At 69.5% G+C, this 26,520-nt stretch carries 30 protein-coding genes; 17 read left to right on the top strand and 13 right to left on the bottom strand.

All coding sequences use genetic code 11. From position 1 onward, the window contains the following. Positions 1–64 precede the first annotated feature (64 nt). The 3 genes from AC3WJT_RS04730 to pseH are packed head-to-tail and all read left to right on the top strand — an operon-like array spanning position 65 to position 1,899. The gene (locus AC3WJT_RS04730; protein ID WP_492341909.1) at positions 65–562 is read left to right on the top strand and encodes a hypothetical protein; all 498 of its coding nucleotides are present in this window, start codon (positions 65–67) and stop codon (positions 560–562) included. 54 nt (positions 563–616) lie between these two features. Further along, positions 617–1,336 (top strand): cytidylyltransferase domain-containing protein, encoded by a 720-nt coding sequence (locus tag AC3WJT_RS04725; RefSeq protein ID WP_492341908.1) that lies wholly within the window; start codon positions 617–619, stop codon positions 1,334–1,336. Then, entirely contained in the window at positions 1,333–1,899 is a 567-nt protein-coding gene (gene pseH, locus AC3WJT_RS04720; RefSeq protein WP_492341907.1) for a UDP-4-amino-4,6-dideoxy-N-acetyl-beta-L-altrosamine N-acetyltransferase, read from the top strand. Before AC3WJT_RS04725 ends, pseH begins: the two co-directional genes overlap by 4 nt. A 103-nt stretch (positions 1,900–2,002) precedes the next feature. Here pseH and pseG read toward each other — a convergent pair whose 3' ends face one another. Then, positions 2,003–3,016: a UDP-2,4-diacetamido-2,4,6-trideoxy-beta-L-altropyranose hydrolase gene (gene pseG, locus AC3WJT_RS04715; RefSeq protein WP_492341906.1), complete on the bottom strand. Its 1,014-nt coding sequence runs from the start codon at positions 3,014–3,016 to the stop codon at positions 2,003–2,005. A 152-nt stretch (positions 3,017–3,168) separates the two neighbouring features. Between pseG and AC3WJT_RS04710 the strand changes: the two genes are divergently transcribed. Continuing rightward, the gene (locus AC3WJT_RS04710) at positions 3,169–4,032 is read left to right on the top strand and encodes an SDR family NAD(P)-dependent oxidoreductase (protein WP_492341905.1); all 864 of its coding nucleotides are present in this window, start codon (positions 3,169–3,171) and stop codon (positions 4,030–4,032) included. An 11-nt stretch (positions 4,033–4,043) separates the two neighbouring features. Here the strand turns inward: AC3WJT_RS04710 and pseI are convergent, their stop codons facing one another. Together pseI and AC3WJT_RS04700 are read right to left on the bottom strand one after the other, a co-directional pair. Next, positions 4,044–5,099 (bottom strand): pseudaminic acid synthase, encoded by a 1,056-nt coding sequence (gene pseI / locus AC3WJT_RS04705; protein ID WP_492341904.1) that lies wholly within the window; start codon positions 5,097–5,099, stop codon positions 4,044–4,046. Between the two features lie 52 nt (positions 5,100–5,151). Continuing rightward, positions 5,152–5,442, bottom strand: a complete 291-nt coding sequence (locus AC3WJT_RS04700) for a hypothetical protein (RefSeq protein WP_492341903.1) — start codon at positions 5,440–5,442, stop codon at positions 5,152–5,154. Between the two features lie 63 nt (positions 5,443–5,505). Between AC3WJT_RS04700 and trxB the strand changes: the two genes are divergently transcribed. Both trxB and AC3WJT_RS04690 read left to right on the top strand, forming a co-directional pair. Continuing rightward, positions 5,506–6,513 carry a thioredoxin-disulfide reductase gene (gene trxB, locus AC3WJT_RS04695; RefSeq protein WP_492341902.1) on the top strand — a complete coding sequence of 336 codons (1,008 nt, stop codon included), beginning with the start codon at positions 5,506–5,508 and terminating at the stop codon, positions 6,511–6,513. Next, positions 6,507–7,022, top strand: coding sequence for a GNAT family N-acetyltransferase (locus AC3WJT_RS04690; RefSeq protein ID WP_492341901.1), 516 nt, complete (start codon positions 6,507–6,509; stop codon positions 7,020–7,022). The genes trxB and AC3WJT_RS04690 overlap by 7 nt, the downstream gene beginning before the upstream one ends. A gap of 9 nt (positions 7,023–7,031) precedes the next feature. Here AC3WJT_RS04690 and AC3WJT_RS04685 read toward each other — a convergent pair whose 3' ends face one another. Beyond that, positions 7,032–8,243 carry a cell wall hydrolase gene (locus AC3WJT_RS04685; RefSeq protein WP_492341900.1) on the bottom strand — a complete coding sequence of 404 codons (1,212 nt, stop codon included), beginning with the start codon at positions 8,241–8,243 and terminating at the stop codon, positions 7,032–7,034. A gap of 217 nt (positions 8,244–8,460) precedes the next feature. On the opposite strand from AC3WJT_RS04685, the gene AC3WJT_RS04680 reads away from it, so the two are divergent. The 7 genes from AC3WJT_RS04680 to AC3WJT_RS04650 all read left to right on the top strand — a co-directional run bounded on the left by AC3WJT_RS04680 (position 8,461) and on the right by AC3WJT_RS04650 (position 16,920). Further along, positions 8,461–10,824, top strand: coding sequence for a hybrid sensor histidine kinase/response regulator (locus tag AC3WJT_RS04680; RefSeq protein WP_492341899.1), 2,364 nt, complete (start codon positions 8,461–8,463; stop codon positions 10,822–10,824). 277 nt (positions 10,825–11,101) lie between these two features. After that, on the top strand, positions 11,102–12,187 hold the full coding sequence (nadA, locus tag AC3WJT_RS04675) for a quinolinate synthase NadA (RefSeq protein ID WP_492341898.1): 1,086 nt from the start codon (positions 11,102–11,104) through the stop codon (positions 12,185–12,187). After that, positions 12,187–12,387 (top strand): hypothetical protein, encoded by a 201-nt coding sequence (locus tag AC3WJT_RS04670; RefSeq protein ID WP_492341897.1) that lies wholly within the window; start codon positions 12,187–12,189, stop codon positions 12,385–12,387. The genes nadA and AC3WJT_RS04670 overlap by 1 nt, the downstream gene beginning before the upstream one ends. Next, positions 12,384–13,904, top strand: coding sequence for an L-aspartate oxidase (locus AC3WJT_RS04665; protein WP_492341896.1), 1,521 nt, complete (start codon positions 12,384–12,386; stop codon positions 13,902–13,904). Before AC3WJT_RS04670 ends, AC3WJT_RS04665 begins: the two co-directional genes overlap by 4 nt. After that, entirely contained in the window at positions 13,901–14,746 is an 846-nt protein-coding gene (gene nadC / locus AC3WJT_RS04660) for a carboxylating nicotinate-nucleotide diphosphorylase (protein WP_492341895.1), read from the top strand. Before AC3WJT_RS04665 ends, nadC begins: the two co-directional genes overlap by 4 nt. A 55-nt stretch (positions 14,747–14,801) precedes the next feature. Continuing rightward, complete coding sequence (locus AC3WJT_RS04655) at positions 14,802–15,557, top strand: SDR family NAD(P)-dependent oxidoreductase (RefSeq protein WP_492341894.1); 756 nt, start codon at positions 14,802–14,804, stop codon at positions 15,555–15,557. A 70-nt stretch (positions 15,558–15,627) separates the two neighbouring features. Beyond that, positions 15,628–16,920 (top strand): hypothetical protein, encoded by a 1,293-nt coding sequence (locus tag AC3WJT_RS04650; protein ID WP_492341893.1) that lies wholly within the window; start codon positions 15,628–15,630, stop codon positions 16,918–16,920. Here AC3WJT_RS04650 and AC3WJT_RS04645 read toward each other — a convergent pair. Further along, entirely contained in the window at positions 16,917–18,032 is a 1,116-nt protein-coding gene (locus AC3WJT_RS04645) for an acyltransferase family protein (RefSeq protein ID WP_492341892.1), read from the bottom strand. The genes AC3WJT_RS04650 and AC3WJT_RS04645 overlap by 4 nt on opposite strands. Before the next feature lie 101 nt (positions 18,033–18,133). On the opposite strand from AC3WJT_RS04645, the gene ygiD reads away from it, so the two are divergent. Continuing rightward, on the top strand, positions 18,134–18,907 hold the full coding sequence (gene ygiD / locus AC3WJT_RS04640; protein WP_492341891.1) for a 4,5-DOPA-extradiol-dioxygenase: 774 nt from the start codon (positions 18,134–18,136) through the stop codon (positions 18,905–18,907). A gap of 23 nt (positions 18,908–18,930) precedes the next feature. Here the strand turns inward: ygiD and AC3WJT_RS04635 are convergent, their stop codons facing one another. Together AC3WJT_RS04635 and AC3WJT_RS04630 are read right to left on the bottom strand one after the other, a co-directional pair. Next, positions 18,931–19,647 (bottom strand): DUF6624 domain-containing protein, encoded by a 717-nt coding sequence (locus tag AC3WJT_RS04635; protein WP_492341890.1) that lies wholly within the window; start codon positions 19,645–19,647, stop codon positions 18,931–18,933. A 92-nt stretch (positions 19,648–19,739) separates the two neighbouring features. Continuing rightward, positions 19,740–19,934 (bottom strand): hypothetical protein, encoded by a 195-nt coding sequence (locus tag AC3WJT_RS04630; protein WP_492341889.1) that lies wholly within the window; start codon positions 19,932–19,934, stop codon positions 19,740–19,742. A gap of 121 nt (positions 19,935–20,055) precedes the next feature. On the opposite strand from AC3WJT_RS04630, the gene AC3WJT_RS04625 reads away from it, so the two are divergent. Next, positions 20,056–20,328, top strand: coding sequence for a hypothetical protein (locus AC3WJT_RS04625; RefSeq protein WP_492341888.1), 273 nt, complete (start codon positions 20,056–20,058; stop codon positions 20,326–20,328). A gap of 211 nt (positions 20,329–20,539) precedes the next feature. Beyond that, positions 20,540–20,650, top strand: coding sequence for a hypothetical protein (locus AC3WJT_RS04620; RefSeq protein ID WP_488900120.1), 111 nt, complete (start codon positions 20,540–20,542; stop codon positions 20,648–20,650). Between the two features lie 88 nt (positions 20,651–20,738). On the opposite strand, the gene AC3WJT_RS04615 is transcribed toward AC3WJT_RS04620, so the two are convergent. The 5 genes from AC3WJT_RS04615 to AC3WJT_RS04595 form a co-directional block, all read right to left on the bottom strand. Next, complete coding sequence (locus AC3WJT_RS04615; protein WP_492341887.1) at positions 20,739–21,341, bottom strand: DUF3501 family protein; 603 nt, start codon at positions 21,339–21,341, stop codon at positions 20,739–20,741. A 135-nt stretch (positions 21,342–21,476) separates the two neighbouring features. Next, entirely contained in the window at positions 21,477–22,847 is a 1,371-nt protein-coding gene (locus AC3WJT_RS04610; RefSeq protein WP_492341886.1) for a (Fe-S)-binding protein, read from the bottom strand. A 119-nt stretch (positions 22,848–22,966) separates the two neighbouring features. Continuing rightward, on the bottom strand, positions 22,967–23,383 hold the full coding sequence (locus tag AC3WJT_RS04605; RefSeq protein WP_492341885.1) for a rubrerythrin family protein: 417 nt from the start codon (positions 23,381–23,383) through the stop codon (positions 22,967–22,969). Positions 23,384–23,590: 207 nt separating this feature from the next. Then, a complete protein-coding gene (locus tag AC3WJT_RS04600; protein WP_492341884.1) occupies positions 23,591–24,058 on the bottom strand; it encodes a hypothetical protein in 468 nt (155 codons plus the stop codon). Between the two features lie 84 nt (positions 24,059–24,142). Then, positions 24,143–25,009, bottom strand: coding sequence for a helix-turn-helix transcriptional regulator (locus tag AC3WJT_RS04595; protein ID WP_492341883.1), 867 nt, complete (start codon positions 25,007–25,009; stop codon positions 24,143–24,145). A 191-nt stretch (positions 25,010–25,200) separates the two neighbouring features. On the opposite strand from AC3WJT_RS04595, the gene AC3WJT_RS04590 reads away from it, so the two are divergent. Continuing rightward, positions 25,201–26,019 carry a hypothetical protein gene (locus tag AC3WJT_RS04590; RefSeq protein WP_492341882.1) on the top strand — a complete coding sequence of 273 codons (819 nt, stop codon included), beginning with the start codon at positions 25,201–25,203 and terminating at the stop codon, positions 26,017–26,019. A 26-nt stretch (positions 26,020–26,045) separates the two neighbouring features. On the opposite strand, the gene AC3WJT_RS04585 is transcribed toward AC3WJT_RS04590, so the two are convergent. Then, positions 26,046–26,501 carry a hypothetical protein gene (locus AC3WJT_RS04585; protein ID WP_492341881.1) on the bottom strand — a complete coding sequence of 152 codons (456 nt, stop codon included), beginning with the start codon at positions 26,499–26,501 and terminating at the stop codon, positions 26,046–26,048. Positions 26,502–26,520 lie beyond the last annotated feature (19 nt).

Here is a 26,520-nt window from a genome sequence, read left to right as displayed (position 1 = left end):
TTATTCGGGGCGCGGCGGCACGCCAGTCCAGCAAGGATGCGGGCCACTGACACCGGAGTCGCCCATGTCGCTGTCCCTGATCCGCCGCCACGCCGCCGCCCTCCTCCTGGCCGGTGTCGCCCTGGCCGCGCCGGCCGTCGCGCACGCCGACTGGGAATGGACCCGCTGGGGCATGACCGTCGACAGCGTGGTCGCCGGGTCCGCCGGCGCCGTGAGCCGGGTCGAAGGGCGGCCCGGCGACCGGGTTCACGACTTCGACCTCAAGGCCACGGGCGAGATCGTGCGCTACGGCATCCGGCTGAACGCACAGTTCTATTTCGATCCGGCCGGCGCCTCGCTGAAGGTCATTCGCCTGTCGGTCATCGACTTCGCAGACTGCGACAGGCTCAAGCAGGCGGTCCGCCGGGACCTGGGCGCGCCGGACTCGCCGGGGTCCTTTCTGGAATGGCGCAATGACGGTCGCGGCAACTATGTCGGCGTCACGGGGGTGAAGATCGGTGCGACCGACGGCATCTGCTTCGTCCGCTACCGTCCGGTCGCCGACGGCAGCGGGACGCCCTGACGCGACCGCGGCCGCTGCGCTACAACGGGCGAGTCGCGCCACCGGACACCGTCCATGATCCTCGCCATCCTCCAGGCCCGCATGAGTTCCACCCGTTTGCCGGGCAAGGTGCTGATGCCGCTGGCCGGGGCGCCGATGATCGTGCGGCAGATCGAGCGGGTCGCCCGCGCGCGCCGGATCGACAAGCTGGTGGTCGCCACAAGCCTGAGCCCCGCTGACGACGCCATCGAGAAGGCCGTTCGCAAGGAGGGGATCGCTGTCCATCGCGGTTCGCTGCACGACGTGCTGGCCCGGTTCCTCGGCGCGCTGGACGAGCATGGTCCGGCTGACCACGTCGTGCGCCTGACCGCCGACTGCCCGCTGGCCGATCCGGACGTCATCGACGAGACGATCGAGACGCATCTGGAAACCGGCGCCGACTACACCAGCAACACCCCGCCGCACCGGACCTTTCCCAAGGGCCTCGATATCGAGGTGATGAAGGCCGACATCCTGCGCCGCGCGGGCGCCGAGGCGGCGACGCCCGAGGAGCGCGAACACGTCACCTGGGGGATCTGGAACAACCCCGACCGCTATCGCCTGGCCTTCCATTCCCAGCCGGCCGACGAGGGCGAGGTCCGCTGGACCGTCGACCGGCCGGACGACTACGCCTTCATGGCCACGGTCTACGACGCCCTCTATCGCGGCAACCGCAACTTCACCTCCGACGCCGTTCGCCGGTTCGTCCTTGGCCGCTCCGACCTCGCCGACTACGGCGGAGACCGACGCGTATGACCGCCCCGACCGTCACCCTGCGCGACCTGACGCCGGAGGACAGCGGCCGCATCCACGCCTGGCGCAACAGCGAGGCCGTGCGGTCGTACATGTACACCGACCACCTGATCAGCCCGGACGAGCACGCCCGCTGGTTCGCCGGCATCGCCGGCGACGACCGCCGCCGCTACTGGATCATCGAGCTCGACGGCAGGCCGGTGGGGCTGGCCAACCTCTATGACATCGACCGCCGCCACGGCCGCTGCGCCTGGGCCTACTACCTGGCCGATCCGTCGACGCGCGGCCTGGGGCTGGGCAGCTATGTCGAGTTCTGGATGATCGAGCAGGTGTTCGGGCCGCAGGGGCTGGGCAAGCTGTGGTGCGAGGTGCTGGCCAGCAACGAGGCCGTCTGGAAGCTGCACGAGCGTCACGGGTTCGTCCGGGAGGCCTGCTTCCGCCGGCATGTGATGAAGGACGGGATTGCGGTGGACGTGCTGGGCCTGGGTTTGCTGGCCGAGGACTGGGCGCAGCGGCGGGATGCGATGGCGGCGCGACTGGCGGAGAAGGGGTTTGAGGTTCCCTAACACACACTCCTCTCCCGCCAGGGAGAGGGGGACCAGCCGGAGGCTGGTGGAGAGGGAAGCGCGGAAGTTGGCAGGGACGTCCCGATCAATCGCTCTTCAGCGATCAGCCGCCGGCGCCTCCCTCTCCACCATGCTCCGCATGGTCCCCCTCTCCCTCGCGGGAGAGGAGTGCGAATAGCCGCTCCGCGGCCCGGTCCGCCCCCAGCCCGTCGCAGAGCGCCGCCGACTTTGCTGACAGTCCTGCCCGGAGCGCATCGTCCCGAACCAGCCGCCCGACAGCCTCCGCAAGCCGCCCCTCAAGCCCCGGCCATCTCGCGTCGAGCGCCAGGGTCACGCCCGCTGCATCCAGCTTCATCGCCATGTCGCGCTGGTTGTCCGCCAGGATCAGCGTCACCGTCGGCAGGCCGAGGCAGGCCCGCTCCCAGACGCTCGACCCGCCCGCGCCGATGCACAGGTCCGCCCGCGCGATCAGGCCGGCCATGTCATCGGTGTCGATGTGCAGGGTGACGCGGCCGTCCGCCGCCAGCGCCTGCAAAGCCGGCAAGCTGGGCGCGCCGGCGCCGACCACCACGTCGAGGGCCAGGGCGCCGTCCGCCAGCGCCGCCGCGACCCGGCCGGTGATCCCGCCCACATCGGTCAGGCCCAGCGAGACCAGGCAGCGCCTGGCCGGCTCGCCCCGCCGGGCCAGCGCCGCCGACCGCGCCGCGACGAACGCCGGCCGGACCAGCGCATAGGCCGGCCCCGCCAGCACGACCGGGGCGGCGTAGTCCCGCGCGTCACGCCCGAACGAAGGGTCCAGCACCAGATCCGCGTCGTGCGGCCGCATAAGATCGTCGAGCACCGCCAGCCGTCCCGCCCGGGCGCGCCAGACCACCTCGGTCGCCGGCGCCATGCGATAGGAATCCAGCACCACCAGGTCGGCCGTGGCGTCCTCGCCGACCAGCGGCATGCCCGGCGCGTAGCGGGCAAGGATATCGGCCGCCTCGGGCGTCCGCACGAAGGCGCAGCCCGCGCCCTTCGCCGCCAGCGCCCCGGCCAGGGTGAGACAGCGCATCACATGCCCGCCGCCGACGCCCGGGCCGGCGTCGCAGACAAAGAGGATGCGGGGTGAGGTCATCGGGGTCCGGGAGCGGTGAGTCGCGTTAGTCTAGGCCAGCTTCCCGTGACACGGCGCGTTCGATTATCCCACGGACGCGGCACTGGCGAACGCCGGTCATTGGTCTCATATGGTCTTCAAAGCAGACGCACTAGCGCACCCCGGAGGCGAGCATGGCCAGTCAGAAGAAATCCGTCGTTGTCACCGGCGTCTCCACCGGCATCGGCTGGGGCGCCCTGAAAGTCCTGGTGAACAAGGGCTTCCATGTCTTCGGCAGCGTCCGCAAGGCGGCCGACGGCGAGCGGCTCAAGGCCGAGTTCGGCGACGCGTTCACACCGCTGCTGTTTGATGTGACCGACGAGGCGGCGGTCCGCGCCGGCGCGCGACAGGTCGAAGCGGCTCTGGGCGGCGCGACGCTGGCGGGTCTGGTCAACAATGCCGGCATCGCCGTCGCGGGCCCGCTGCTGCATCTGCCGATCGAGGAATTCCGCCATCAGATGGAGGTCAATGTCACCGGCATCGTGACCGTGACCCAGGCCTTCGCCCCGCTGCTCGGCGCGGAGGCTCCCGCCCGCAAGGATCCCGGCCGGATCGTCAACATCTCCTCGGTCGGCGGCAAGACGGCCAACCCGTTCCTGGCCCCCTACTGCGCCTCGAAGTTCGCCGTCGAGGGGTTGTCGGAATCCCTGCGCCGCGAGCTTCTACCGTTCGGGGTCGATGTCATCGTGGTGGCGCCGGGCGCCGTGGCCACGCCGATCTGGGCCAAGGCCGACGAACTCGATATCAATGCCTACGCCAACACGGTCTACGCTGGCCCGCTCGCGCGGCTGCAGGCCTACATGCAGGGGCTGGGCAAGTCAGGGCTGGCGCCCGAGCGCATCGGCGAGGCGATCCACACCGCCCTGACGACCGCGAAACCCAGAGTTCGCTACACGGTTTCGCCGGAACCGTTCCAAGTGTTCATGTCCGAGCGTGTGCTGTCCAAGCGCGGGCTGGACGCCATCGTCGGCAAGCGCCTGGGCCTGCTGCCGGAGTAGGCCTTCCCGAACTAGGAGACCATCGACCAGTCCAGCGGCTCGCCGAAGGCGAGGTCGCGGCTGGCGACTTTCCCAAGCACCCTGTCCAGATCCGCCGGCGGCAGGCCGTTGCCCGGCCGCACCGAGCGGACGTTGGCCTTCGTCAGCACCTCGCCGGCCTTCACCGGAGCGGTGACATAGAGCGAGCGGCGGAACTGGCGGTTGGCCTTCTCCGAACCCAGCACATCGTAGTGCGCCTGGCCGAGCGCCGCCCAGGCGTCGCGACAGTCGCGCACGAGGGCGGTGAATTCGGCCGGCTCCAGGCTGAAGGCGGAGTCGGGCCCGCCGTCTGACCGGGCCAGGGTGAAGTGCTTCTCTATCACGCAGGCGCCCAGCGCCACGGCCGCGACCGCCGTCGCCGTGCCCGGCGTATGGTCCGAAAGGCCGATCACAACGCCCAGCCGCCCGGCCATGTCGGGGATCGTCCGCACGTTGGCGTCCTCGAAGGTCGCCGGATAACTGGACACGCAGTGGAGCATCACTACCCCGGCCGCGCCGCCGGACAGGGCGGCGTCGCGGGCGGTCTTCATCTCCTCGAGATTGGCCATGCCCGTTGAGATGATCAGCGGCTTGCCGTGCGCGGCCGCGTAACGGATCAGGGGCAGGTCCACGGCCTCGAAACTGGCGATCTTGTAGGCAGGCGCGCTCAGCCCCGCGAGCAGGTCCACCGCCGTCTCGTCGAACGGACTGGAGAACAGCGTCACGCCTCGCGTCGCCGCCCGTTCGAACAGGGCGGCGTGCCATTCGTAGGGGGTCTGCGCCTCGCGATAGAGGGCGTGCAGCGTCTGGCCGTCCCACAGCCCGCCATGGATGACGAACTCAGGCCGGTCGACGTCGAGGGTGATGGTGTCGGCCGTATAGGTCTGGATCTTGATCGCGTCACAGCCGGTGTCGGCCGCCGCGTCGATCATGGTCAGCGCCCGGTCGAGGCTGCCGTTGTGGTTGCCCGACAGTTCGCAGATCACATAGGGCGGATGGCCGGGTCCGATCTTCCGGCCGGCGATCTCGATCTCGGGGATGGCGGTCATGGCGAGGCTCGACGCGGCTGAGTCGGAGCCATCCTAGACCCGTTCGGCATGACTAGTCGCCGCCGCCGCCATCGCTGCCGCCGTCTGAGCTGCTATCCGAACCGCTGTCGCTGTCGTCGTCGCGCGAACGCCCGCCGTCCCCGCCGCCGGCCGCGCCGTCGCCGCCCGATCCGTCGCCCTTGCCCTTTTCCCTGCCCTTTTTCGCCGACATCGCCACGCCCATGCCGCAACCGATCGCGACCCCGAGACTGAGGCCGAGGGCCAGGTTGTCGAGCGCCAGACCAAGGCCGACACCGATGGCGATCCCCGCGCCGATGCCGATGGAAAATCCCGCGCCGTTCATATCCAGCACCTCAAAGCCACGCGCCCATCGCGCCGAAGCGGAATCATCCCTAAATTAGGGCCCATGTCGACCTCCGCCCCCCGCACCACCCGCTGTCTGATCATCGGTTCCGGCCCCGCCGGCTGGACCGCCGCCATCTATGCCGCCCGCGCGCTGCTCAAGCCGGTGCTGATCCAGGGCATCCAGCCCGGCGGCCAGCTGACGATCACCACCGACGTCGAGAACTATCCCGGCTTCGCCGACGTCATCCAGGGGCCCTGGCTGATGGAGCAGATGGAGGCCCAGGCCCGTCACGTCGGGACCGAGGTCATCAGCGACATCGTGCTGGAGGCCGACCTCTCGCAGCGGCCGTTCCGGATCAGGACCGACAGCGGACAGGACTGGCTGGCCGAGACGGTGATCATCGCCACCGGCGCCCAGGCCAAATGGCTGGGTCTGGAGAGCGAGGCGAAGTTCCAAGGGTTCGGCGTCAGCGCCTGCGCCACCTGCGACGGCTTCTTCTATCGCGGCAAGGAGGTCATCGTCGTCGGCGGCGGCAACACCGCCGTGGAGGAGGCGCTCTACCTGACCAGCTTCGCCAGCAAGGTCACCGTGGTCCACCGCAAGGACGAATTCCGCGCCGAGAAGATCCTGCAGGAACGTTTGCTGGCCAATCCGAAGATCGAGGTGATCTGGGAGCATGCCATCGACGAGATCCTCGGCGACACCGATCCGATGGGCGTCACCGGCGCACGTCTGAAGCATGCCGTGACCGGTGAAACCCGGCTGGTGAAGGCGGACGGCGTGTTCATCGCCATCGGGCATGCGCCATCGTCGGAACTGTTCAGGGATCAGCTGGAAACCCATGCAGGCGGCTACCTTTCGGTGCTGCCGGGCACGGCCTCGACGGCCATCGCGGGCGTCTACGCCGCCGGCGACGTCACCGACGATGTCTATCGGCAGGCCGTGACCGCCGCGGGCATGGGCTGCATGGCCGCGCTGGAGGCGGTGCGCTTCCTGGCCGAACAGGATCACGAGGCCGCCCATCACCCGATCAGCCACGGCGAGGCCCTGAAGATCGGGATATGGTGATCCGCCCCGCGACGCCCGAAGACCACGCCGCGATCCGCGCCGTCGTCACGGGCGCCTTCACCGCCGAGTTCGGCAAGTCCGACGAGGCCGGCCTCGTCGACGCCCTGCGCGCCGACGGCGACGCGCTGGTGGAACTGGTGGCGATCGAGGATGACGCCGTTGTCGGCCACGTCCTGTTCAGCCCGCTGACGACGGACACCGGCGCGCGGTTCGCCGCGCTGGCCCCGCTTTCCGTGGTCCCCGGTCGCCAGAAGGACGGACTGGGCACGATGCTGATGCAGGTGGGGCATGAGCTCTGCCGCGCGGCCGGCGTGGAGGCGATCATCGTCCTCGGCCACCCCGCCTACTACCCGCGCGTCGGCTACTCCGGCGAAGCCGCGAAGGCGGTAACGTCGCCGTTCGCCGGACCGCATTTCATGGCCCTGGCGCTGAAGCCCGGCGCGCTGGATGGGCCGGTGACCGTGACCTACGCCAGAGCGTTCGGGCTGCCCCCGAAGACATCCGCGTAGGGCGACCGCCTACTGGCCGCGGCGTGTCGCGATCGGCAGGTCGCCGGCGTTGGGGTCGGGCGCGGGCGGAGCCACAGGCGGCGGCGCGGTGCTGACCGGCGCGTCGGGATCCTCCATCGCCTTGAGACGCGCATTGATGTCGGCGATTTCCGACGGCGTCGGCGGGCGGCGGGCAGGCTGGAGCGCGCCATCGATCCTCACAGGCTCCTCGCCCGGCAGGCCCGGGACCTGAACCTGGATGGTGTAGCTGCGGCTCTCACCGTCGACGTCCAGGGTCACCGTCTTGACCTCCTCGCCCTCGTGCAGGTGGTCGCCGAGCAGTTGATTGCCCTGGGTCCTGCCGTCGACGCCCTCGAGAATGGCCAGGCTCAGGTTCGTTTCCCCGCCTGCGTACTTGCCGGAGAAGGCGCGCGGCAGGCCTGAAGGCCCCGTCCAGCGGTAGAAGATATGGCGGCCGATCTGGGCGATCTTGTAGAGGGTCGGAGCCCAGTAGGGCGCGACATAGTCGGCATGATAGTGGGTCGCGGTGCCGACGTTCTTCAGGACGAAGCCGTTCAGGGCATTCAGGGCGACGCCCCGCGCCCGCTCCCACAGCACCGGGTGAGGCACCCGCATCAGGGCGCCGTCGCAGGTGAAGCTGAACTGGCAGCCGGTCGTCCGCTGCGAGCCCTGATAGACCACGCCGCAGATTGATTTCGGATAGCCCGGGTGACGCAGCCGATTGAGCACGGTCTGGGCGACGGCCTGCATCCCTTCGACCGGCTCGACCGCCGCCTCGTAGTAGACCGCCTGGGTCAGGCATTCCTCGGCGCGGGCGCGATCCTCGTCCGACGCCTTGAGAATGAACGGCCTGGCCGGCAGGGGCGGTTCCGAGCCGAACGGCCGCAGGGCGTTGATCAGCATCGCGTCGCCGGCCTCGAGTTCGAGACTGCCGAGGGTCGGAATCCGCGCCAGGTCATAGCTGGTCCAGCCGACCACCCGCCCCCAGGGATCCGACGCCCGGACCGGATCATGCCGCTGCGCCAGCGCCAGCATCGCCGGGTCCATGTCGGCGGTCAGCCGCGCCAGGGCTTCGTTGGAGAGGCCGCGCGCCACCGCCAGAACGCCGCCGATCCGGCCGGTTCCAGGCGCGACCCGATAGTTGGTGACGCAGGCGCCGAGCGTCGCTGCGATCACCACAACGAACAGCCATCGGGCGACAGGGCGCAGGTCTGCGATCAAGCGGGCATCCGTTCCATCAGCGCCTTGCCTGACAGGATCCATGGCTCCCCTTGAACCCGGGTCCGGCGCGGCGAAGCTCCCCGTTTAGCGCCGCTCTGTGAAAAACCCTAGCGCCCGGATGCGGGTGATGAGCGTGTTGCGCCGGGCAGACAAGGTCGGCATTGATTGCGGCAAGGTGTCGCGGCGCGTCGGGGGCGTTTCGGCAGAGCGAGGACGCATGGCCGACCGCAATCTTCCCCCCGCCGATGGAGACGCCGAGCCCCTTTTCTGGCGGGCGATTCCGCTACAATCTCCGCCCTGGCCGCAGGCGCTGGCGGTGATGACCGTGGCGCTTCTGCTCTCCATCGCCATGCGGCTCGCGGTGCTGGGCTTTCCGCAGGGCCTGGGCCCCTCGTCGACTTTCTTTCCCGCCTTCATGGCCGCCACCCTGTTCGGAGGCCAGCGCTGGGGCTGGGCGGCGCTTGCAATCGCCCTGGCGATCGGCGGCTTTTCGCCCTGGAACCCCGCCTACAATCTCCCGCAGCAAGGTACGCTCGCTCTGTTCGGGCTTTCGGGAATCGTCACGGTCGTGGTCGCCAGCGGCCTGCGCACCGCGCTGGTCCGGCTACGCCGGGAAGCGACAGCGCGGTCGGAAGCCGAGGCGATGCTGACGCTCGCCGAGGAGGCCGGCGGCATCGGCCTCTGGGACTGGGACATGGCGGCCCCCCGGGTGCGCTGGTCCCCCGGCGTGTTCCGGATCATGGGCATCGCGCCCGCCGACGCCCCGCCTTCGCCGAGAAACCTGCTGGGCCGCGTCAACCCGGACGACCTGGATCGACTGGCCGACGTCAACGCGCAGGCGATCCGCCATGGCCAGGCCTACACGGTCGACTATCGCTCCAGGGGTGATGACGGTCAGGAGCGCTGGCTGCACGCCCGGGGCCAGATCCATCGCAACGCCGCCGGACGCGCCGTGCGTCTGGTCGGCTACATCCTCGATGTCACCGAACGTTACCGGGCCGCCGAACAACTGCGCGAAAGCGAGGCGCGGTTCCGCAATCTCGCCGACAGCGCGCCGGCCCTGCTGTGGATTTCGGAACCGGCCGGCGCGCGGGCTTTCGTCAACTCGGCCTATGTCGCATTCCTCGGCGGTTCCTACGATGACGTGCTGAAGGTTGACTGGCGGACGCGGCTGCATCCGGACGATCTGCAACGGATCATTCGCGAACAGGTCGCTGGTGAAAGCTCACGCAAGCCGTTCACGCTGGAGGCGCGCTACCGCCGGGCGGACGGCGAATGGCGCTGGCTGAGGTCGTTCTCGCAGCCGCGTATCGATCCGGCGGGCGCGTTTTCCGGGTTCGGGGGCATCGCCTTCGATGTGACCGACGCCAAACAGGTCGAGGCCGACCTGCAGCACATCAACGAGCTGCTCGAGGACCGGGTCCAGCTGGCCGTGGCCGAGCGTGACCAGGCCCAGGCCGCCCTGCTGCAATCGCAGAAGCTGGAGGCCCTCGGCCAGCTGACGGGCGGCGTGGCCCACGACTTCAACAACCTGCTGACGGTGATCATCGGCGCCCTGGACATCGTCCAGCGCCATCCGGAGGACACCGGCCGCACCGCCCGGCTCGGCAAGGCGGCGCTGGACGCGGCCCAGCGCGGCGAGCGCCTGACCCGGCAGCTGCTCGCCTTTTCGCGACGACAGCCTTTGCGCCCGGAAGTGACGATCATCGACACCGTGCTGCGCGACAGCGAGACCCTCTATCGCGGCGCGCTCGGCGAGCGGTTCATGCTCGACATGTCGCTGGCGGCCGGAGACGCGCCCGTCAGCATCGACCCGGCCCAGTTCGACGCGGCGGTGATGAACCTCCTGGTCAACGCCCGCGACGCCATGCCCAGCGGCGGCGTCGTCTCCATATCGACCCGCGTCGGGCAACGCCCGGCGACCGGCGACCTGGCGGCCGGGGACTATCTGTCCGTCAGCGTTCAGGACACCGGCGAGGGCATGGACGACGCGACACGCGCGCGCGTGTTCGAGCCCTTCTTCAGCACCAAGCCGGTCGGCAAGGGGACGGGCCTGGGCCTTTCACAGGTCTATGGCTTCGTCCATCAGAGCGGCGGCGGCGTTGCGATCGAAAGCGCGCCCGGGCAGGGCGCGACGATCACGCTGCTGCTGCCGCTGACCCAGGCGGCGCAGCCGGTGAGCGAGGAGGACAGGCCTGCGCCGCACACGCCGACCAAGGCCCTGGATGTCCTGCTGGTCGAGGACGATCCGGCGGTCGCGACGCTCGCGGAGGCCATGCTTCGGGAGCTCGGGCATTCCGTGACCCTGGCCGTGCACCCGGCGGACGCCCTGGCGCAGCTGGACGGGCCGGCGCGCTTCACCCTGCTTTTGACCGATGTGGTGATGCCCGGCGAGCTCACCGGCGTTGACCTCGCGCGCCAGGTGGTCGCGGCCCGGCCGGACCTGCCGGTCCTGCTCAGCTCCGGCTACACCGGGGACATCCTGGCCTCGGCCGAGGACGCGCCGTGGCCGCTGTTGCGCAAGCCCTACACCCTCGACGCGCTCGCCGCGGCGATCGCCGAGGCGGTCAAGCGGGCGTAGGCAACCCCAGACGCCGTCGTCTGGGCCCCGTGCCCAGGCCCCCTCTCCACCTGTTCCGAACCCGTCAAGTTGGAGAACCGCCCCTGCGACTGAACGCGGGATCCTCGGGACGGGCCCGAGGATGACGGTGAGGATGGATGGCCGCGGATCGGCGAATTTACCCCTTGCCTCTTATGCTCATATCTAGCATAAGTAGCTCACCGCCGGTGTGGATCGGTCCGCTGCCGGCGTTTTACAGGCCCCTGAAATGCTCAGTTTGAGCATAAGGAGGATTGAGATGGCTGACGGTTTCGCTGCTCTCGACTTCACCCCTGAGGTGGAAGCCGCCGTCGCCCCGCTGTGGGAACGGGTCAAGGGCCGGGTCACGCCGCTGGAGTGGCGCGTCCACGCCCCGCTGATCGCCGAGATCAACCGCATCAAGCGCGAGAAGAACGCGGTCATCCTGGCGCACAACTACATGACGCCCGAGATCTTCCACGGCGTCGGCGACTATGTCGGCGACAGCCTGGGCCTGGCCCGCGAGGCGGCCCGGTCGGATGCGAAGATCATCGTCCAGGCCGGCGTGCACTTCATGGCCGAGACCAGCAAGGTGCTGTGCCCGGACAAGACCGTGCTGATCCCCGACCTGCGCGCCGGCTGCAGCCTGGCCAGCTCGATCACCGGCGCCGACGTCAAGCTGATCAAGCAGCGCTATCCCGGCCTGCCGGTGGTCACCTATGTGAACACCACCGCCGACGTGAAGGCCGAGACCGACATCTGCTGCACCAGCGCCAATGCGGTGCAGGTGGTCGAATGGGCCGCGAAGCAATGGGGCGTCGACCGGGTGATCCTGATCCCCGACGAGTTCCTCGCCCGCAACGTCGCCGCCCAGACGGACGTGAAGATCATCGCCTGGCAGGGCCGTTGCGAGGTGCACGAGCGCTTCAACGCCGCCGACATTGCCGAGATGCGGATCGCCTACCCGGGCGCCGAGATCCTCGCCCATCCGGAATGCCCGGAGGAGGTGCTGGCCGCCGCCGACTTCGCCGGCTCGACCGCCGCGATGAACGACTACGTCGTCACGCGGAAGCCGAAGCAGGTGGTGCTGATCACCGAATGCTCGATGGCCAGCAATGTCGCCGCCGATGCGCCGGGCACCGAATTCATCGGCCCCTGCAACATGTGCCCGCACATGAAGCGGATCACGCTGGCGAACATCCATGAGGCGCTCGTGAAGGAGCAGTTCGAGGTCACCGTCGAGCCGGCCCTCGCCGCCCGCGCGCGTCTCGCCGTGCAACGGATGATCGACCTGCCCCCGCCGGCCCAACCCGCGCGTTACGACCTGGTCAAGGCGCGCCACCACGTCGCTGTGGAGTTGATCTGATGATCGCCATCAACAAGCTCGGCGTCGCCTACATGGTCAAGGCGACCCCGCCGGAAGTGACCAAGCCCTGGGGCAGCCTGCTGCCGCTCAACGCCCGCAACGTGGTGGAGGAACTGATCCGCCACGGCTGCAGCCTGCAGGACGCGTTCGACGCCATGGTCACGGCCGATCCCGCCCGGGCCGCACTGGAGCTGCGATGATCGAGCGTATCCACCACGACGGCGTGCTGGTCATCGGGGCCGGGCTCGCGGGTTTGACCGCCGCCATGGCCGTGGCGCCGCGCCGGGCGCTGGTCCTGTCGCCGACGCCGCTGAACCAGGGTTGTTCCTCGGCATGGGCGCAAGGCGGAATGGCCGCGGCGCTGGGCGAGGACGACGCGCCCGCCCTGCACGCCGCCGACACCCTGGCCGCCGGCGCGGGACTCTGCGACGCCGACATGGTCGACATCCTGACCCGCGAGGGCCCGGACGCCGTGCGCCATCTCGCTGAACTGGGCGCGCCGTTCGACCGGACCGCCGAGGGCGGCTTCGCCCAGAGCCTCGAGGCCGCCCACAGCCGCGCCCGCGTGGCGCGCGTGAAGGGCGACCAGGCCGGCGCGGAGATCATGCGCGCCATGACCGTGGCTGCCTATGTCTCGCCGCTGATCAACACCCGCGCCGGAGTCCGCGCGCGGCTGCTGCTGCAGGATGCGACGGGCCGCGTGCGCGGCGTGCTGGCCGAACAGAAGGGCCGGCTGATCGAGATCACCGCCGACGCGGTCGTGCTGGCCACCGGCGGGATCGGCGGCCTCTACGCCGTCACCACCACGCCTGCGGAACTGAAGGGTGAGGGCCTGGGCCTCGCCGCCCTCGCCGGCGCGGTGATCAGCGACCCCGAGTTCGTCCAGTTCCACCCGACCGCCATCGACATCGGCAGAGACCCGGCCCCGCTGGCCACCGAGGCCCTGCGCGGCGAGGGCGCCCGGCTGCTCAATGCGACGGGCGAGGTGTTCATGGACCGCTACGACCCGGCTGCCGAACTGGCGCCGCGCGACGTCGTGGCCCGGGCCATCCATGCCGAGATCCAGGCCGGACGCGGCGCGTTTCTCGACGCGCGCGCGGCGGTCGGCGACCACTTCCCGGACGAGTTTCCGGGCGTGTTCGCCGCCTGCATGAGCGCCGGCATCGACCCGCGCTATCAGGTCATTCCGGTCGCCCCGGCCTGCCACTATCACATGGGCGGCGTGGTCACGGACGCCGCCGGCGCCACCAGCCTGCCCGGCCTTTATGCCGCCGGCGAGTGCGCCTCGACGGGCGTGCACGGCGCCAACCGGCTGGCCAGCAACTCGCTGCTGGAAGCGGCGGTGTTCGGCGCGCGCGCCGGGGCCGCCGCCCGAGACATCCCTGCGCCAACCGCACGGCTGGTGCGGGGCGAGGCTCTGCCGGACCTGCCCGCCAAGGCCCTGGCCGCGCTGCGGCGGGCCATGAGCCGTGACGCCGGCGTGGTTCGCGACGCCGACGGCCTGACCCGGCTGATCGAGACCGTCGAGACGATGAAGGCCGAGCACGGCGAGGGACCAATCCTCGCTGCCGCCGGACTGGTCGCGGGGGCCGCGCTCGCGCGTCGGGAAAGCCGAGGCGCCCATTTCCGCACTGACTTCCCCTTGTCGGCCGAGCCGCCGACCCGCACCTTCATCACCCACCCGGGCCAGCAGGCCCTCAAGGTCGCCGCCGAATGATCGCTCCCCTGCCCGACCTGCTGATCGACCCCGTTGTCCGCGCCGCCCTGGCGGAGGATCTGGGACGCGCGGGCGACATCACGGCGCTCGCCTGCATCGACGCCGACGCCCGGCTGGAGGCGACCTTCGGCGCCCGCAAGGCCGGGACCATCGCGGGTCTCGCCTGCGCTCGCCTCGCGATCCTGGCGATGGATCCGGACGCGAAGTTCAAGGCGCGTGTCGCGGACGGCGATCAGGTGAAGGCCGGCGCCGTGCTGGCGAAAGTCTCGGCCAACGCCCGCGCCCTGCTGTCGGCGGAACGGACGGCGCTGAACCTGCTCGGCCGGCTGAGCGGCGTGGCGACCCTCACGCGCAGCTACGTCGACGCCGTCGCCGGCACGTCGGCCCGCATCACCGACACCCGCAAGACCACCCCGGGCCTGCGGGCGCTGGAGAAGTACGCCGTCCGTTGCGGCGGCGCGCTGAACCACCGCTTCGGCCTGGATGACGCCATCCTGATCAAGGACAACCACATCGCGGCCTGCGGCGGGGTCGGCGAGGCCATCCGCCGCGCCCGCGCCTTCGCCGGGCACCTGGTCAAGGTCGAGTGTGAGGTCGACAGCCTGGCGCAGCTGGTCGAGGCGCTCGACGCCGGCCCGGATGTGGTGATGCTGGACAACTTCAGTCTCAAGACCCTGCGCGTCGCCGTCGGCATGGCCGCCGGCCGGGTCGTGCTGGAGGCCTCCGGCGGCGTCAATCTCGACACCGTCCGCGACATCGCCGAGACCGGCGTGGACGTGATCAGCGTCGGGGCGCTGACGCACTCGGCGAGCGTGCTGGACATCGGCCTGGACGCGGCCTGATCTATCCTCCCCAGCCCGCTGGGGAGGATAGGCGTGAGTTGAAAGAGAGCCAACGATGCACATCGACCTCACCGGCAAGACCGTGCTCGTCACCGGCGCCAGTCGGGGCATCGGCGCAGCGATCGCAACAGCGCTCGCGGGTTCCGGCGCGAAGGTCGCGGTGCACTATTCCGCCTCGCCGGACGAGGCGGCGCAGGTTGCAGCCGCCTGCGGGCCGGACGCCCGCACCTTCGCCGCGGACCTGGCTGACCCGGCCGCCTGTCAGCGGCTGTGGACCGAGGTCGTCGCCCGTTACGGCCGCATCGATGTGCTGGTGAACAATGCCGGCGTCGCAACCGCCGTCGATGACCCCTCCATCGACCGCTGGCTCGAAATCTGGAACCGGACGCTCGACGTGAACCTGCGCGCCACGGCCTTGCTCTGCCGGCTGGCGACGGACCATTTCACGACTCACGGCGGCGGGCGGATCATCAACATCAGCTCGCGGGCAGCCTTCCGCGGCGACCAGCCGGACTACATCGCCTACGCCGCCTCCAAGGGCGGGATGGTCGCCCTGACCCGCTCCATCGCGCGCGGCTTCGGCAAGCAGGGGATCGTGGCGTTCAACGTCGCGCCGGGCTTCACCCGCACCGCCATGGCCCAGGACTTCATCGACCAGTACGGCGAGGACTACGCCACCAGCGACATCGCCCTGACCCGGCTGACCGAGCCGAAGGACATCGCCCCGACCATCGTGTTCCTCGCCAGCGGCCTGGCCGACCACGCCACCGGCGCGACGATCGACATCAACGCCGGCTCCTACGTCCATTAAATTTGCGTCATGCGCCTCCGGGCGGGCGGTTTCGTGCCTCTCTATCCTTCGGGAACCCATGGGAGGGCGTATGACAAAGCTCGATCGCCGAGGTCTGCTGACCGGGCTCGGCCTGGCTGGACTGGCCGCCGCCGCGACGCCCACCGCCGCGCAAACGCCGCCGCCGGCAGCCGCCGCGCCGAAACCGACGCTTGCCCAGCGGTTGGCCGCCGAGGCCCCCAGGCACCAGCGGGCCATGTCGTTCGACGGACAGAACTGGTCCGGCCCCGGTCTTGACTGGCTGGTGGCGGAGGGGACTGCCGCACAGTTCTTCCTGTTGGGCGAGGAGCATGGCCTGGCGCAGGTTCCGGCCCTCGTGCGCCAGCTGCTGCCGGCGCTGAAACCGGCCGGCTATTCACGGCTGGGGCTGGAGGTCTCGCCGCCCGCGGCGCGCGCGCTGGACAAGGCGGCCGCCGGCGGGCTCGACGGGTTGAAGCGCTACTTCGACCAGGTCGGCGAGGGGCCCGCCTTCTATACCATGAGGGAAGAGGCGCAGATGCTGGCCGCTGTCCGCGCGGCCTTTCCCGGAAAGCCGCCGCTGCTGTTCGGGCTGGACTACGAGATCCTCCTCGACCGGCCCTTCATCGCCGACCTTAAGGCCAGGGCGCCCGTTTCCGCCCGCGCGCCGCTGGCGGCCCTGGAAGCGGCCTCTCTTGCCAGCTGGGCGGCCTACGCTGCGACGAAAGACATCGGCAAGATCTTCTGCTTCAGCGGCGACCCGGCCTTGGTCGAGGCGGTCAAGGCGGCCTGGTCCGACCCCGACCCGGCCAGCGCAGAGATCCTGGAGACCCTGCACCAGAGCCTGATCATCAACGGTCACCAGACCGCCGGCCGCTATTTCCAGTCCAACGACAGCCGGGCCCAATTCAACCGGGCCAACTGGGCAAGGTTTTGGCGCGCTGAAACCGCAGCAGGCCGCCTGCCCAAGGCTATGTTCAAGTTCGGCGCCGGTCACATGGTCCGTGGACGCAGCATGACCGAGGTCTATGACATCGCCAGCATCGTGTCGGAGACGGCCGCACTGTTCGACGGCCATAGCTTCCATCTGGCGGTTGTGCCGCTGGATGGCGGCCGCCAGGCGGTGCTCAACCCGGAAACGATCACCTATGGCGACGCGCCGGTAGAGACCGTGGCCGAGATGGGCCTGGAGCCACTGGCGGCGCTGGCCGGCCCGACAGGCTCCACACTGCAGGACCTGCGTCCGCTGCGGCGGCTGATGTCTGCCTCGGTGACCGCCACCGCCGATCCGCGGCTGGCCCGGGTGGTGCACGGCTATGACGCCGTGTTGTTCGTCCGCGACGCGGCCCCGTCGGGCAATCTCTAGGCCGCCGACGAGGCTTCCGCCGGCGCGCGACCGGCCGGCCGGCGCCGGGTCAGCCACGCCTGTAGCGGCGCGTCGAAGAAGCGGTGGAACAGGCCGGCGGCCATCAGGGACAACGGCAGCGACGCGGCCCACAGAACCCAGTGCAGCCAGGCGGGCAGCGGCAGGACGCCGGACAGCAAGTTGAGCCCGGCGAACCAGATCATGCCGGTCAGGGAATGGGTGATGAACAGGGAGAAGGACAGTTTGGCCCCCTGTTCAATCAGCGCGGAGGGTCTGGTCACGGGCAGCCGGCCGAGGGCCAGCACGATGGTCGCGATGGCGATGATGCTGGGCAGATCGAAGCGACCCTCGATCTGCAGAATGACGATAGCCGCGACGGCCAGGCCGGCGAGCCAACGGGCGACGGCGACGCCGGGACGCCCCTGTTCGACCACGCGGGCGATGCAGATCCCCAGCAGAAACAGGGGTGCGGCCCGGATCACGCCCAGACTGAAGTCGAGATCGTAGATGCTGTGATGAAAGACCCGCAGGCAGACGAGGTCGCCGGCCATGACGGCGGCCAGTCCGAGCGCGAGCAGGGCCGAGGGACTGGTGATGCGGCTGATCCAGCGCCAGGCGAGCGGGAAGGCGGCGTAACAGACCAGCAGCGCCGACAATGACCAGCTCGGGAGGTTCCACCCGCCGCCGCCGGGGAGACCCCAGCCCTGCATCAGGAACCCCTGCATGAGAAAGGCCGTCGCCGTGTAGTTTTCAGGATGCCGCACGCCGATCCCGACCAGGGTGGCCAGCCCCAGGACGATCCCCAATGCCGCCAGCACCATCACCTGGGCCGGCCAGATGCGCGTCAATCGCTTCCTGAGGAAATCCAGCAGGCCGACGCGGCCCGACAGGATCTGGCCGCCATAGGCGCGGCCCAGCACATACCCCGACAGGATGAGGAAGAAGTCGGTGGCGAGGTAGCCGCGGCCGAACACCGGGTGAAGGTCCGCCAGGGCGATCGGCGCTTCGGCGCCGTAGTGGTACAGCACGATCAGCAAGGCTGCGGCAAACCGCAGCAGGTCAAGCGCGCCGCCGCGACCGTCCTGCCCGGAATGGGTCACAGAATGGGACATATCTCGCTTCACGGGCGAAGCCTCCGGGGAACTGACAGGATGACTTGCATCTCCCGGGCCGCTGCCTATCTGTATCAGTAGCAGTTACTTACGGAGTCGCCATGACCGCTCGCATGCCGGTCCTGTTCCTCGGCCACGGTTCGCCGATGAACGCCATCGAGGACAACGCCTGGCGGCGCGGCTGGGCGAGCGTCGCCACTTCCCTGCCCCGCCCCAGGGCGGTGCTCTGCATCTCGGCGCACTGGGAAACTTCCGGCGCCGCGGCCGTGTCGGCGGCGGAGCGCCCCGCCACCATCCATGACTTCGGCGGCTTCCCCCAGGCCCTGTTCGACGTGCAGTACGCGGCGCCGGGCGATCCGGCGCTGGCCGCGCGGGTCGGCGACCTGCTGGCGCCCGACGCTGTCGCTCAGCACCCGACACGCGGCCTTGATCACGGCGCCTGGAGCGTCCTGCTGCCGATGTACCCGGACGCCGACGTCCCGATCGTCCAGCTCAGCCTGGACCGGTCAAAGCCCAATGCCTGGCACCACGCGGCCGGCGTCCGGCTGGCCGCCCTGCGCGACGAAGGGGTGCTGATCGTCGGCAGCGGCGACATCGTGCACAATCTGCGGGACGTGAACTTCCGCACCGGCGCGACCCCCGACTGGGCGCCGCGTTTCAACGAGACCGCCAAGCAACTGATCGGGGCGGGAAACCACGGCCCGCTGATCGACTGGGAATCCCTCGGCGCGGACGCCCATGCCGCGATCAACAGCGCTGAACACTATCTGCCCCTGCTCTACGTCCTGGGGGCGACAGACCCTGGCGAGCCGATCAGTGTCTTCAACGATGACGTCTTTGCCGGGATCTCGATGACCAGCCTGCGATTTGGCTAGGGCCGGCGCCGCGACCGGCCAGATCAGCACCCGGGCGGTGGTCGGAAGTCGCGGGTCTCCATCGCCTGCAGCCCCAGTTCCGCCCGGCGTGCATCCAGTCCGGCGGGGTCCTCGACCACCCCGACGGTCCAGGTTCCGGCCTTGCAGACCGGCTGGGTGCCGAACCGTTGCGGCCGGCCCTCCAGCACGGCCAGCCGATCGACGACGCTGGCGTACCAGGCCGGCAGCACCTCGGCGTCAGCGACCAGCGGGGCCATCCGCATTGACGCCTCGCGCATGAGCTTGCGGTCGTTCACCGCGTGCACCGTGATCAGCCAGGCTGCACGCGCCGCGTCTTCGCCGTAGGCCGTCCGGCCGAACCAGCCGCCGCCCTGCGGCAGCATCGCCTTCAGCCCCGCCTGGTTGCGGCGATCGACTGCCTCGACGAGCGACCAGGCCGCACTGAGGGTCGCCCGCTGCTCGTCGAAGCTCATGGTTTCGAGATCGAGGTCGTACAGGGCTTCCCTGGCGGTCTGTTCGATCCCGGCCATCCGCGTCAGTTTGTCGGCATCCGACGTCGCCGGCGGCAGGGCGTCCATCTCCGCCTGTTTCGCCCGGATCGTCGCCTTCAGCCCGCGCACGAGCTTCTCGCCGCGCGGCGACAGACCGGGGCCCGCGTCAGGCGCGTAAACCGGAGCCGCCGCCAGGGCGGGCGTGGCGGCGAACGCGAGGGCAGTGAGCAGCAGGCGGCGGGTGAGCATGTCCGGACACTCCGAAGGAAGCGGAGACTGTCCATCATCCCGCCAGGAGCGCAACCGGACCGCCTTCGGTCGCCCTAGGGAAAGGAAGGCGCCTAGTCGGTCTTGCCCTGCCCCGTCTCGACCCGGGCTTGCTCCAGCGCCTCGCCTTCGGGACCGTCGAGGGCCTGCTCGGCCTCGCGGGCTTTGGGCTTCACCTGACCGGACTGGACGAAGGCCCGCTGTGCGTCATCGAACCGCTCGGCGGCCTCGTAGTCGCCCTCGCCCTGAATTCTGGTCTTGTCGGTCATGTCGACCTCCGTGGGTTGCCTGGAAAGCAAACCCGCACCTGGCCGGACCGGTTCCCGTCCGCCCGGTGGGAACAGACTGGGCCTGCACAGGGTTGTGTTCCCATCACCAAGGGAGACACCCATGCGCACCACCCTGACACTCCTGGCCGCCTCGGCCGCAGCCCTGTCGCTCGCCGCCTGCAGCGGTCCGGCCGAGGACGCCGCCCAAAAGCAGGCCGACGCCGTGGAAGCCGCCGGCGACGCCAGGGGCGACGCCCTCGACAAGCAGGCTGAAGCCGTCGAGCGCGCGGCCCCGGCCCAGGCCGATGCGCTCGAGGATCAGGCCGACGCGGCCCGCAAGGCCGGCGATCAGCAATCCGACGCCATCAAGAAGGAAACCGACCGCGCCTACTGACGCGGTTCGACCTGCGTTCCCCCTTCCCCACCGGGAGGGGGAGCGCCCATCAGACGCAGTCCGGCGGACGCCGGTCGCGAGGCCGGACACGTGAGCGAGTCACGAAGGACTTGTGTCGCGGCGGCCTGGTTGCTGTAGAACAGGGACTTCACCGCTGGCCGACCCTCGCCGGCGTGTTGCCTGCCCCGGGCGCCGCGTTCCGGAGACGGTCATGGCCAAGGGTCAGAAGAAATCCAACAAGGAAGTCCGCAAGCCCAAGGCGGACAAGAAGGCCGCCGCCGCGCCGACCAGCCGGTTCATCGAGGTTGCCGGAAAGAAATAGGGTCCGCAGGGGACATGGACCGCAGGTACGTGTCCCTCAATCGAGCTTCTGCGGTTTAGGGGACACGTACCTTCGGTACATGTCCCCCTCAGCTCAAATCCCGCGCCAGTTCGGCCCGGCTCGCCGGGCTGAGCATCGCCATGTGGGCGTAGTGCTCGTGGTCGCAGCCCAGAGCGATCGTCACCGTCGGGTCCCGGAATACCGTCTTCATCGCCTCGGTCAGCGGAAAGCGCAGGAAGTGGATGGAGGACGTCTTGCCGTCCTCGCGCGTGCGCTCGACATTATCGCCCTCCTCCGGCACGCCGGGCGTGCGGGCGTCGGCGCCGAACTGCAGGAAGAAGCAGTCCTCGACGCCCCCCAGTCGCGCCAGGGCCGCCGCACGACGCACGGGCTCGTCGATCTCGAACATGATCGTTGCGACCAGCTCCGACCCCTGCGGGATCAGCGGATTGTAGGCGGCCAGCTCATCCGGGATCTGTTCGGCGCCGCCCTTCTCGGTGAGGAGCATCTCCTGCACCTGGAACAGCATGGTCTCGTAGCTCTCGAAGATCGCCGTACAGAACGGCCCGAGCGAAATCCGCCGCAGACGCTTGGCCGGCAGAAGGGCTGCCCGGCGTTCGCTCCGCTGGCGGGCGTGCTCGGCGTCGCTGACCAGATCGGCGGGGGTGATGCGGCGTTCAGAGAGGGGCACTATTTTCTCCGCTCATCCCGGCGAAGGCCGGGACCCAGATGACAAATCTCGATGTCAGTCGGTTCGAGAAACGCTCTTTGATCTGGGTCCCGGCCTTCGCCGGGATGAGCGGATCCTGAATCACCGAGTGCACCCTCACAAGCCATACGCCTTCGCCAGCACCTCGATCGGGTGCCCCTGGTGCATGACCGCGCCGCCGGCCTCCGCCGCGACCATCTGGCCGAGGTGACCACAGGCCAGCGGGCAGTCGGAACAGAGCTCCTCGGTCTTCTTCGCCGCGACCTGCCTGGCCGCCGGCTTGCCGACCTTCAGCGCCATCGGCCGGGTTTCCTTCATCACCCCGAAGGTGCCGCCGTGACCGCTGCAACGCTCGACCAGCTCGATGCGGGTGTCGGGGATCAGCTTCAGCATCTGGGCCGACTGGGCGCCCATGTTCTGGGCCCGGGCATGGCAGGCGTGGTGGACGGTGACGCCGCCCTCAATGGGCTTGAGACCCGGCGCGAGACCGAACGCCTTGTTCAGGCTGACGACATACTGCGAGACATCCTTCGTCGCCCGGGCCAACGCCTTCACCGCCGCGTTGTCCGGCAGCAGCAGCGGCCACTCGAACTTCATCATCAGGCCGCAGGACGCGGTCAGAGCGATGACGTCGTAGCCTTGCGCGATGTACGGCGCGAAGGCCTCGGCGGTGCGCGCGGCCCGACCGGCGACATCGGCGAGGTCGCCCGATTCCAGCTGCGGCATGCCGCAGCATTCCGGATAGCAGAAGGCTGTCTCGACCCCCTGTTTCGCCAGCACCTTCGCCGCCGCCTGGGCCGTGCCCGGGTCGTTGTAGTTGCTGAAGCAGGTCGCGTAGATCACCGCCTTGCGCTGACCGAAGGCCGGACCGGCCGGATCGGCGACCGGCATGGTCTTCAGCCGGTCCTTGGCGGTCTTGCTGTGGAACTGCGGCAGCCCGGCATCCTTGTCGATGCCGGCGATGGCTTCGAGGAACCCGCGCAGCGGCGTGTTCTCGCGCGCGGTCGCCCAGTTGGCGAGACCGGCGACCGGCTTGGCGAGCGTGCCGTTGCGATCGGTCTTGCCCAGCTGATCGCGGACAAAGTCGCCGCCGTCCTGTTTCCGCTTCGCCGCGCGATAGCGCAGGATCAGGTGCGGGAAATCCAGGTCGAACTCGTGCGGCGGCACATAGGGACACTTGGTCAGGAAGCACATGTCGCAGAGGGTGCAGGCATCCGCGACCTCGGCGTATTTCTCGGTCGGCACGCCGTCGAGCTCGCCCGTCGGCCCCTCGTCGATCATGTCGAACAGCTTGGGGAAGCTGTCGCACAGATTGAAGCAGCGGCGGCAGCCGTGACAGATGTCGAAGACCCGCTCCATCTCCTTCTCGATCGCGGCCATGTCGTAATAGGCCGGATCCTGCCATGCGATCGGATGCCGCATCGGCGCGTCGAGACTGCCTTCGGCCTTGGGGGCCGCGGGCGGGAGAGCGGTGGGTTCGTCGGTCATGGGCGCCTCGGAAAAGGGAGTAGCTGTTAGGGAGTAGGGAGTAGCCAAGCCGGGTCACGGCGCCGACGGCGCACAAAGGTCGAACTACGCCCTACTCCCTACGCCCTACTCCCCAAGCCCTAGTCCAGCGTATCGAGCGCCCGCTGGAAGCGGCCGGCGTGGGACTTTTCAGCCTTGGCCAGGGTCTCGAACCAGTCGGCGATCTCGTCGAAGCCTTCCTCGCGGGCCGTGCGGGCCATGCCCGGGTACATGTCGGTGTACTCGTGCGTCTCGCCGGCGATCGAGGCCTTCAGGTTGTCGGACGTGCCGCCGATCGGCATGCCGGTCGCGGGATCGCCCACGGCTTCCATGAACTCGAGGTGGCCGTGCGCGTGGCCGGTCTCGCCCTCGGCGGTCGAGCGGAACACGGCGGCGACGTCGTTGTAGCCTTCCACGTCGGCCTTTTGCGCGAAGTACAGGTAGCGGCGGTTCGCCTGGCTCTCGCCGGCGAATGCGGCCTTGAGGTTCTCGAGGGTCTTGCTGGTGGCGAGCGCCATGACGTTGAATCTCCGGTGATGGGATCGGGCCGGGAGTCCGCGCATTCAAAGCGGACCCCACCGCTGACGCGGACAGGTTAGGGCGGTCACATGGCGCTCGCCCAATCAATTGTTTCTTGGAACAGGATAGAGAACGACTATGTGCCGGCGAGTATTGACGCCCGATACCTGATATTGCGATTTATTCGCGTCTGGCGAAGGGCGCGGCTAGAGCTTGTCCTTCTCGGCCGCCGCGTCCAGCGGGACGACCTGGCAGGTTCCCTTGTGTTCGGACGGCGTGGGCGTGAACACCGACGAGACCCGCGCCGTCAGGGTGCGGGTGGCCAGGGTCCTCAGGTCGATGATGTTGCGGATGGTCGATACCTCGTCGCGGACCTTGGACCGGTGCTCGGCGCGCAGCACGAGCTCCTCGTCGGTCCAGGATTCGATGGTGCGCACGGTGGTCATTCGCTCGCTTCCCTGCGTGGCGCCGGCGGTGGTGAAAATGGCGTCCGCCTCGCCTGTGACCCGACCCGCGCTCCGGTCAAGACGATAGACGGTCACGACCGACCTCGAACCGCCCCAGTCCACCTCGCAGCTGATGCTCCGGGGCGCCTCGGTCGCCAGGGCGACACCGGGTCCCGCCAGGCCGAACGCGAGCAACGTGGCGATGAGCAGACGGGCGGACAGGCTCATGGAGGAGTCTCCGAAAGGTCAGCCTGCAACGCTAGCGAGGCCGCCCTTCTTTGCATGCCCCGAAAGGGGGTCGTTGACCGGCGGCTATCCTTCGGCCGTCGGCGCATGCAGACCCTGCACCGGCGCCCCATGCAGGGCGATCCGCTGGTCGCCGGCCTCGCGCATGAAGGGCTGGGTTCGCGCGAAGTATGCGCTCGGCGACATGCCCAGGTAGTGGTGGAACTCACGGATGAAGTGCGACTGGTCGACGAAATGACTGTCGATCAGACCGCTCCAGGCGCCCTGGGGCGTGTCACGCATCGCGGCCAGGGTGCGCAGGAACCGTTGCCGACGCAGCAGCCGCTTGGGCGAGATGCCGAAGTAGCGCTCGCACAGGCGTTCCAGCTGACGGCTTGAGAGCGCCAGATCGTCCGCCCAGCCTTCGACGGACCGCGGCTGGGACGTAACGAGCCCGGCATGGATGCGCGCGATGATCGGCGGGGCCGGTGGACGCGCGGCGATCAGCGCCTCGAACCAGGCATCGAGCATGCCGACCATTGCGCCCTCGGTCTGCGCCGTGCGCAGCATCGCCAGGAGCGTTTCCACCCCCGGCCCCAGCGCATCCGCCAGCGGCCGCAACCGGTTGGCGAAGTCGCCTGCCGGCTGGCCGCTGAGCCGCACCCATCCCGCTGGAAGGATGCCGAGGCCCACAAGCACGCCCGGCGAGCCACGCACCACGGCGCCGCGTTCCAGCATCCCGGTCAAGGCGGCGTCGGGCAGGGTTTCCAGTTGGCTCTCGCCGCCGAACCGCACCTGCCACTGGCCCGACAGGACCAGACGCGGGTTGGCCCACTCCGGATGGATGATGTCCTCAACCACCCCCGGACCGAGAATGCGCAGGATGTAGTAGCTGGAAATCGCGTCCCGGAGCGGCGCGGCGGGAAGATGAAAGCGTACCGTGGCCGACGTCATGCTGCGCTCCGGCTGCGTCAAGCGCCCACTAGCCGCCGATTCACGCGATGTCGGAAACCTACAATCGAGGCCATGGCCGCGTCCCTATCAAGGCAGGGTCCCCCGAAACAGGATCGGAGCAAGGCGTCCAGACGATGACGGGCGCCCGGCGGGGGAGCTTCCGGTCCGCCAACGATGCGAGGTAGACATCCATGAAAGCTCTGTTCGCCACTACGGCGGGAATCCTGACCCTGCTCGGAGGAACGGCCCAGGCCGCCGAGACACCCCTCGGCTTCATCGGCGTATCCGCCGGTGGGGCTTCCCTCGATGCGGGACCGGCCGGAGAGTTCGACGCCGATCTGACCGGCCTTCAGGGCCTGCTGACCCTGCGATCCGGCTCCGGCCTGAGCGTCGAGTTGGCCGCCGAAGGCACGCAGTTTGACGGCGAGTCGGTCACGTCACCCACGGCCCGGCTCCTGTTTGGGATCGGCGGCAATCGCGTCGGCGCATTCGTCGGCGGAACCAGCGGCGGCGGCGTCGACCTCTCCGGCGGCGGGCTGGAAGGGCGCTTTGAACTGGCGCCGAACTGGCGGCTGGACGCCGCGGCCGGCGCGGCCTCGGGCGACGTCGACGCCTGGGCCGGCAGGGCGCAGTTGCGCTTCTTTGCGTCGGACAACACCCGGATCGACGGGTTCGCCAATGCCACCAGCCTCGACGCCGGCGTCGGTGACGCGAGCGGCTGGCTCTTCGGCCTCGGCGCGGAACACCAGTTCGACGGAGCGCCCTGGTCCGTGTTCGGCAGGGCGGAACACGGCGAACTGGACGAGGCCGGCGTCAGCGTCGACTCGTTCCGCATTGGCGTGCGCTGGAATTTCGGGGGCGGCACGCTGCGTGACAGGGATATGGACGGCCAGTCCGCGCCGGGGTTCACCGACGTCTTCGGAGGCGATCTGCTTCGCGGTCTCGCCGCCGCTCTGGCTGTCCCGCCCCCGCCTCCGCCCCCGCCCCCGCCGCCGCCCGGCGAAAGCTAGCCAGGAGATCCGGCGGCGGGTGGATTTCAGCCTGCCGCCGGATCAAGGGCGACGCGCTTGCAGCGTCCGGGGTGAGCCCCCGGGCTCGGCGTCACGGCGCCAAGGTTCATCACGCTCTCCACGCGCAAGGTCAGCGCTTTAAGGTTCAGGACATCCCGGAAGCTCGCGCTCTGGGGTCCGGTTCTCGATCGCGTGTCCCAGCGGAACACGATTTCGTCCGCCGTCCAGGACTCGATGATGTAGACCCCGATCAGGGCCTCACTCTCCTGGGGCGTCCCGGCGCGGGTGTAGCGCGCACCCGGCTCGCCCAGCACTTCGCCCGCGGCCGGGTCGATGCGGTAATACTGCACCGTGGGTTCGGCGTTGCCGAAGTCGATCTCGCAGCGCAGACGGAACGGCGCTTCCGGCGTCGCCGCAGCGACGGGACCGGCCATCGCCGTCGCCAGCAGCGCGGCGGAACACAGGCGGGCGAGCAGGGTCATGGGCGGGTCCGGAGGGGAA

The sequence above is a fragment of the Caulobacter sp. FW305-C-30-S16 genome (genome assembly GCF_058783025.1).
Note: the sequence above shows the minus strand (reverse complement) of the source record. Positions and strands in the feature narration are given on the sequence as shown.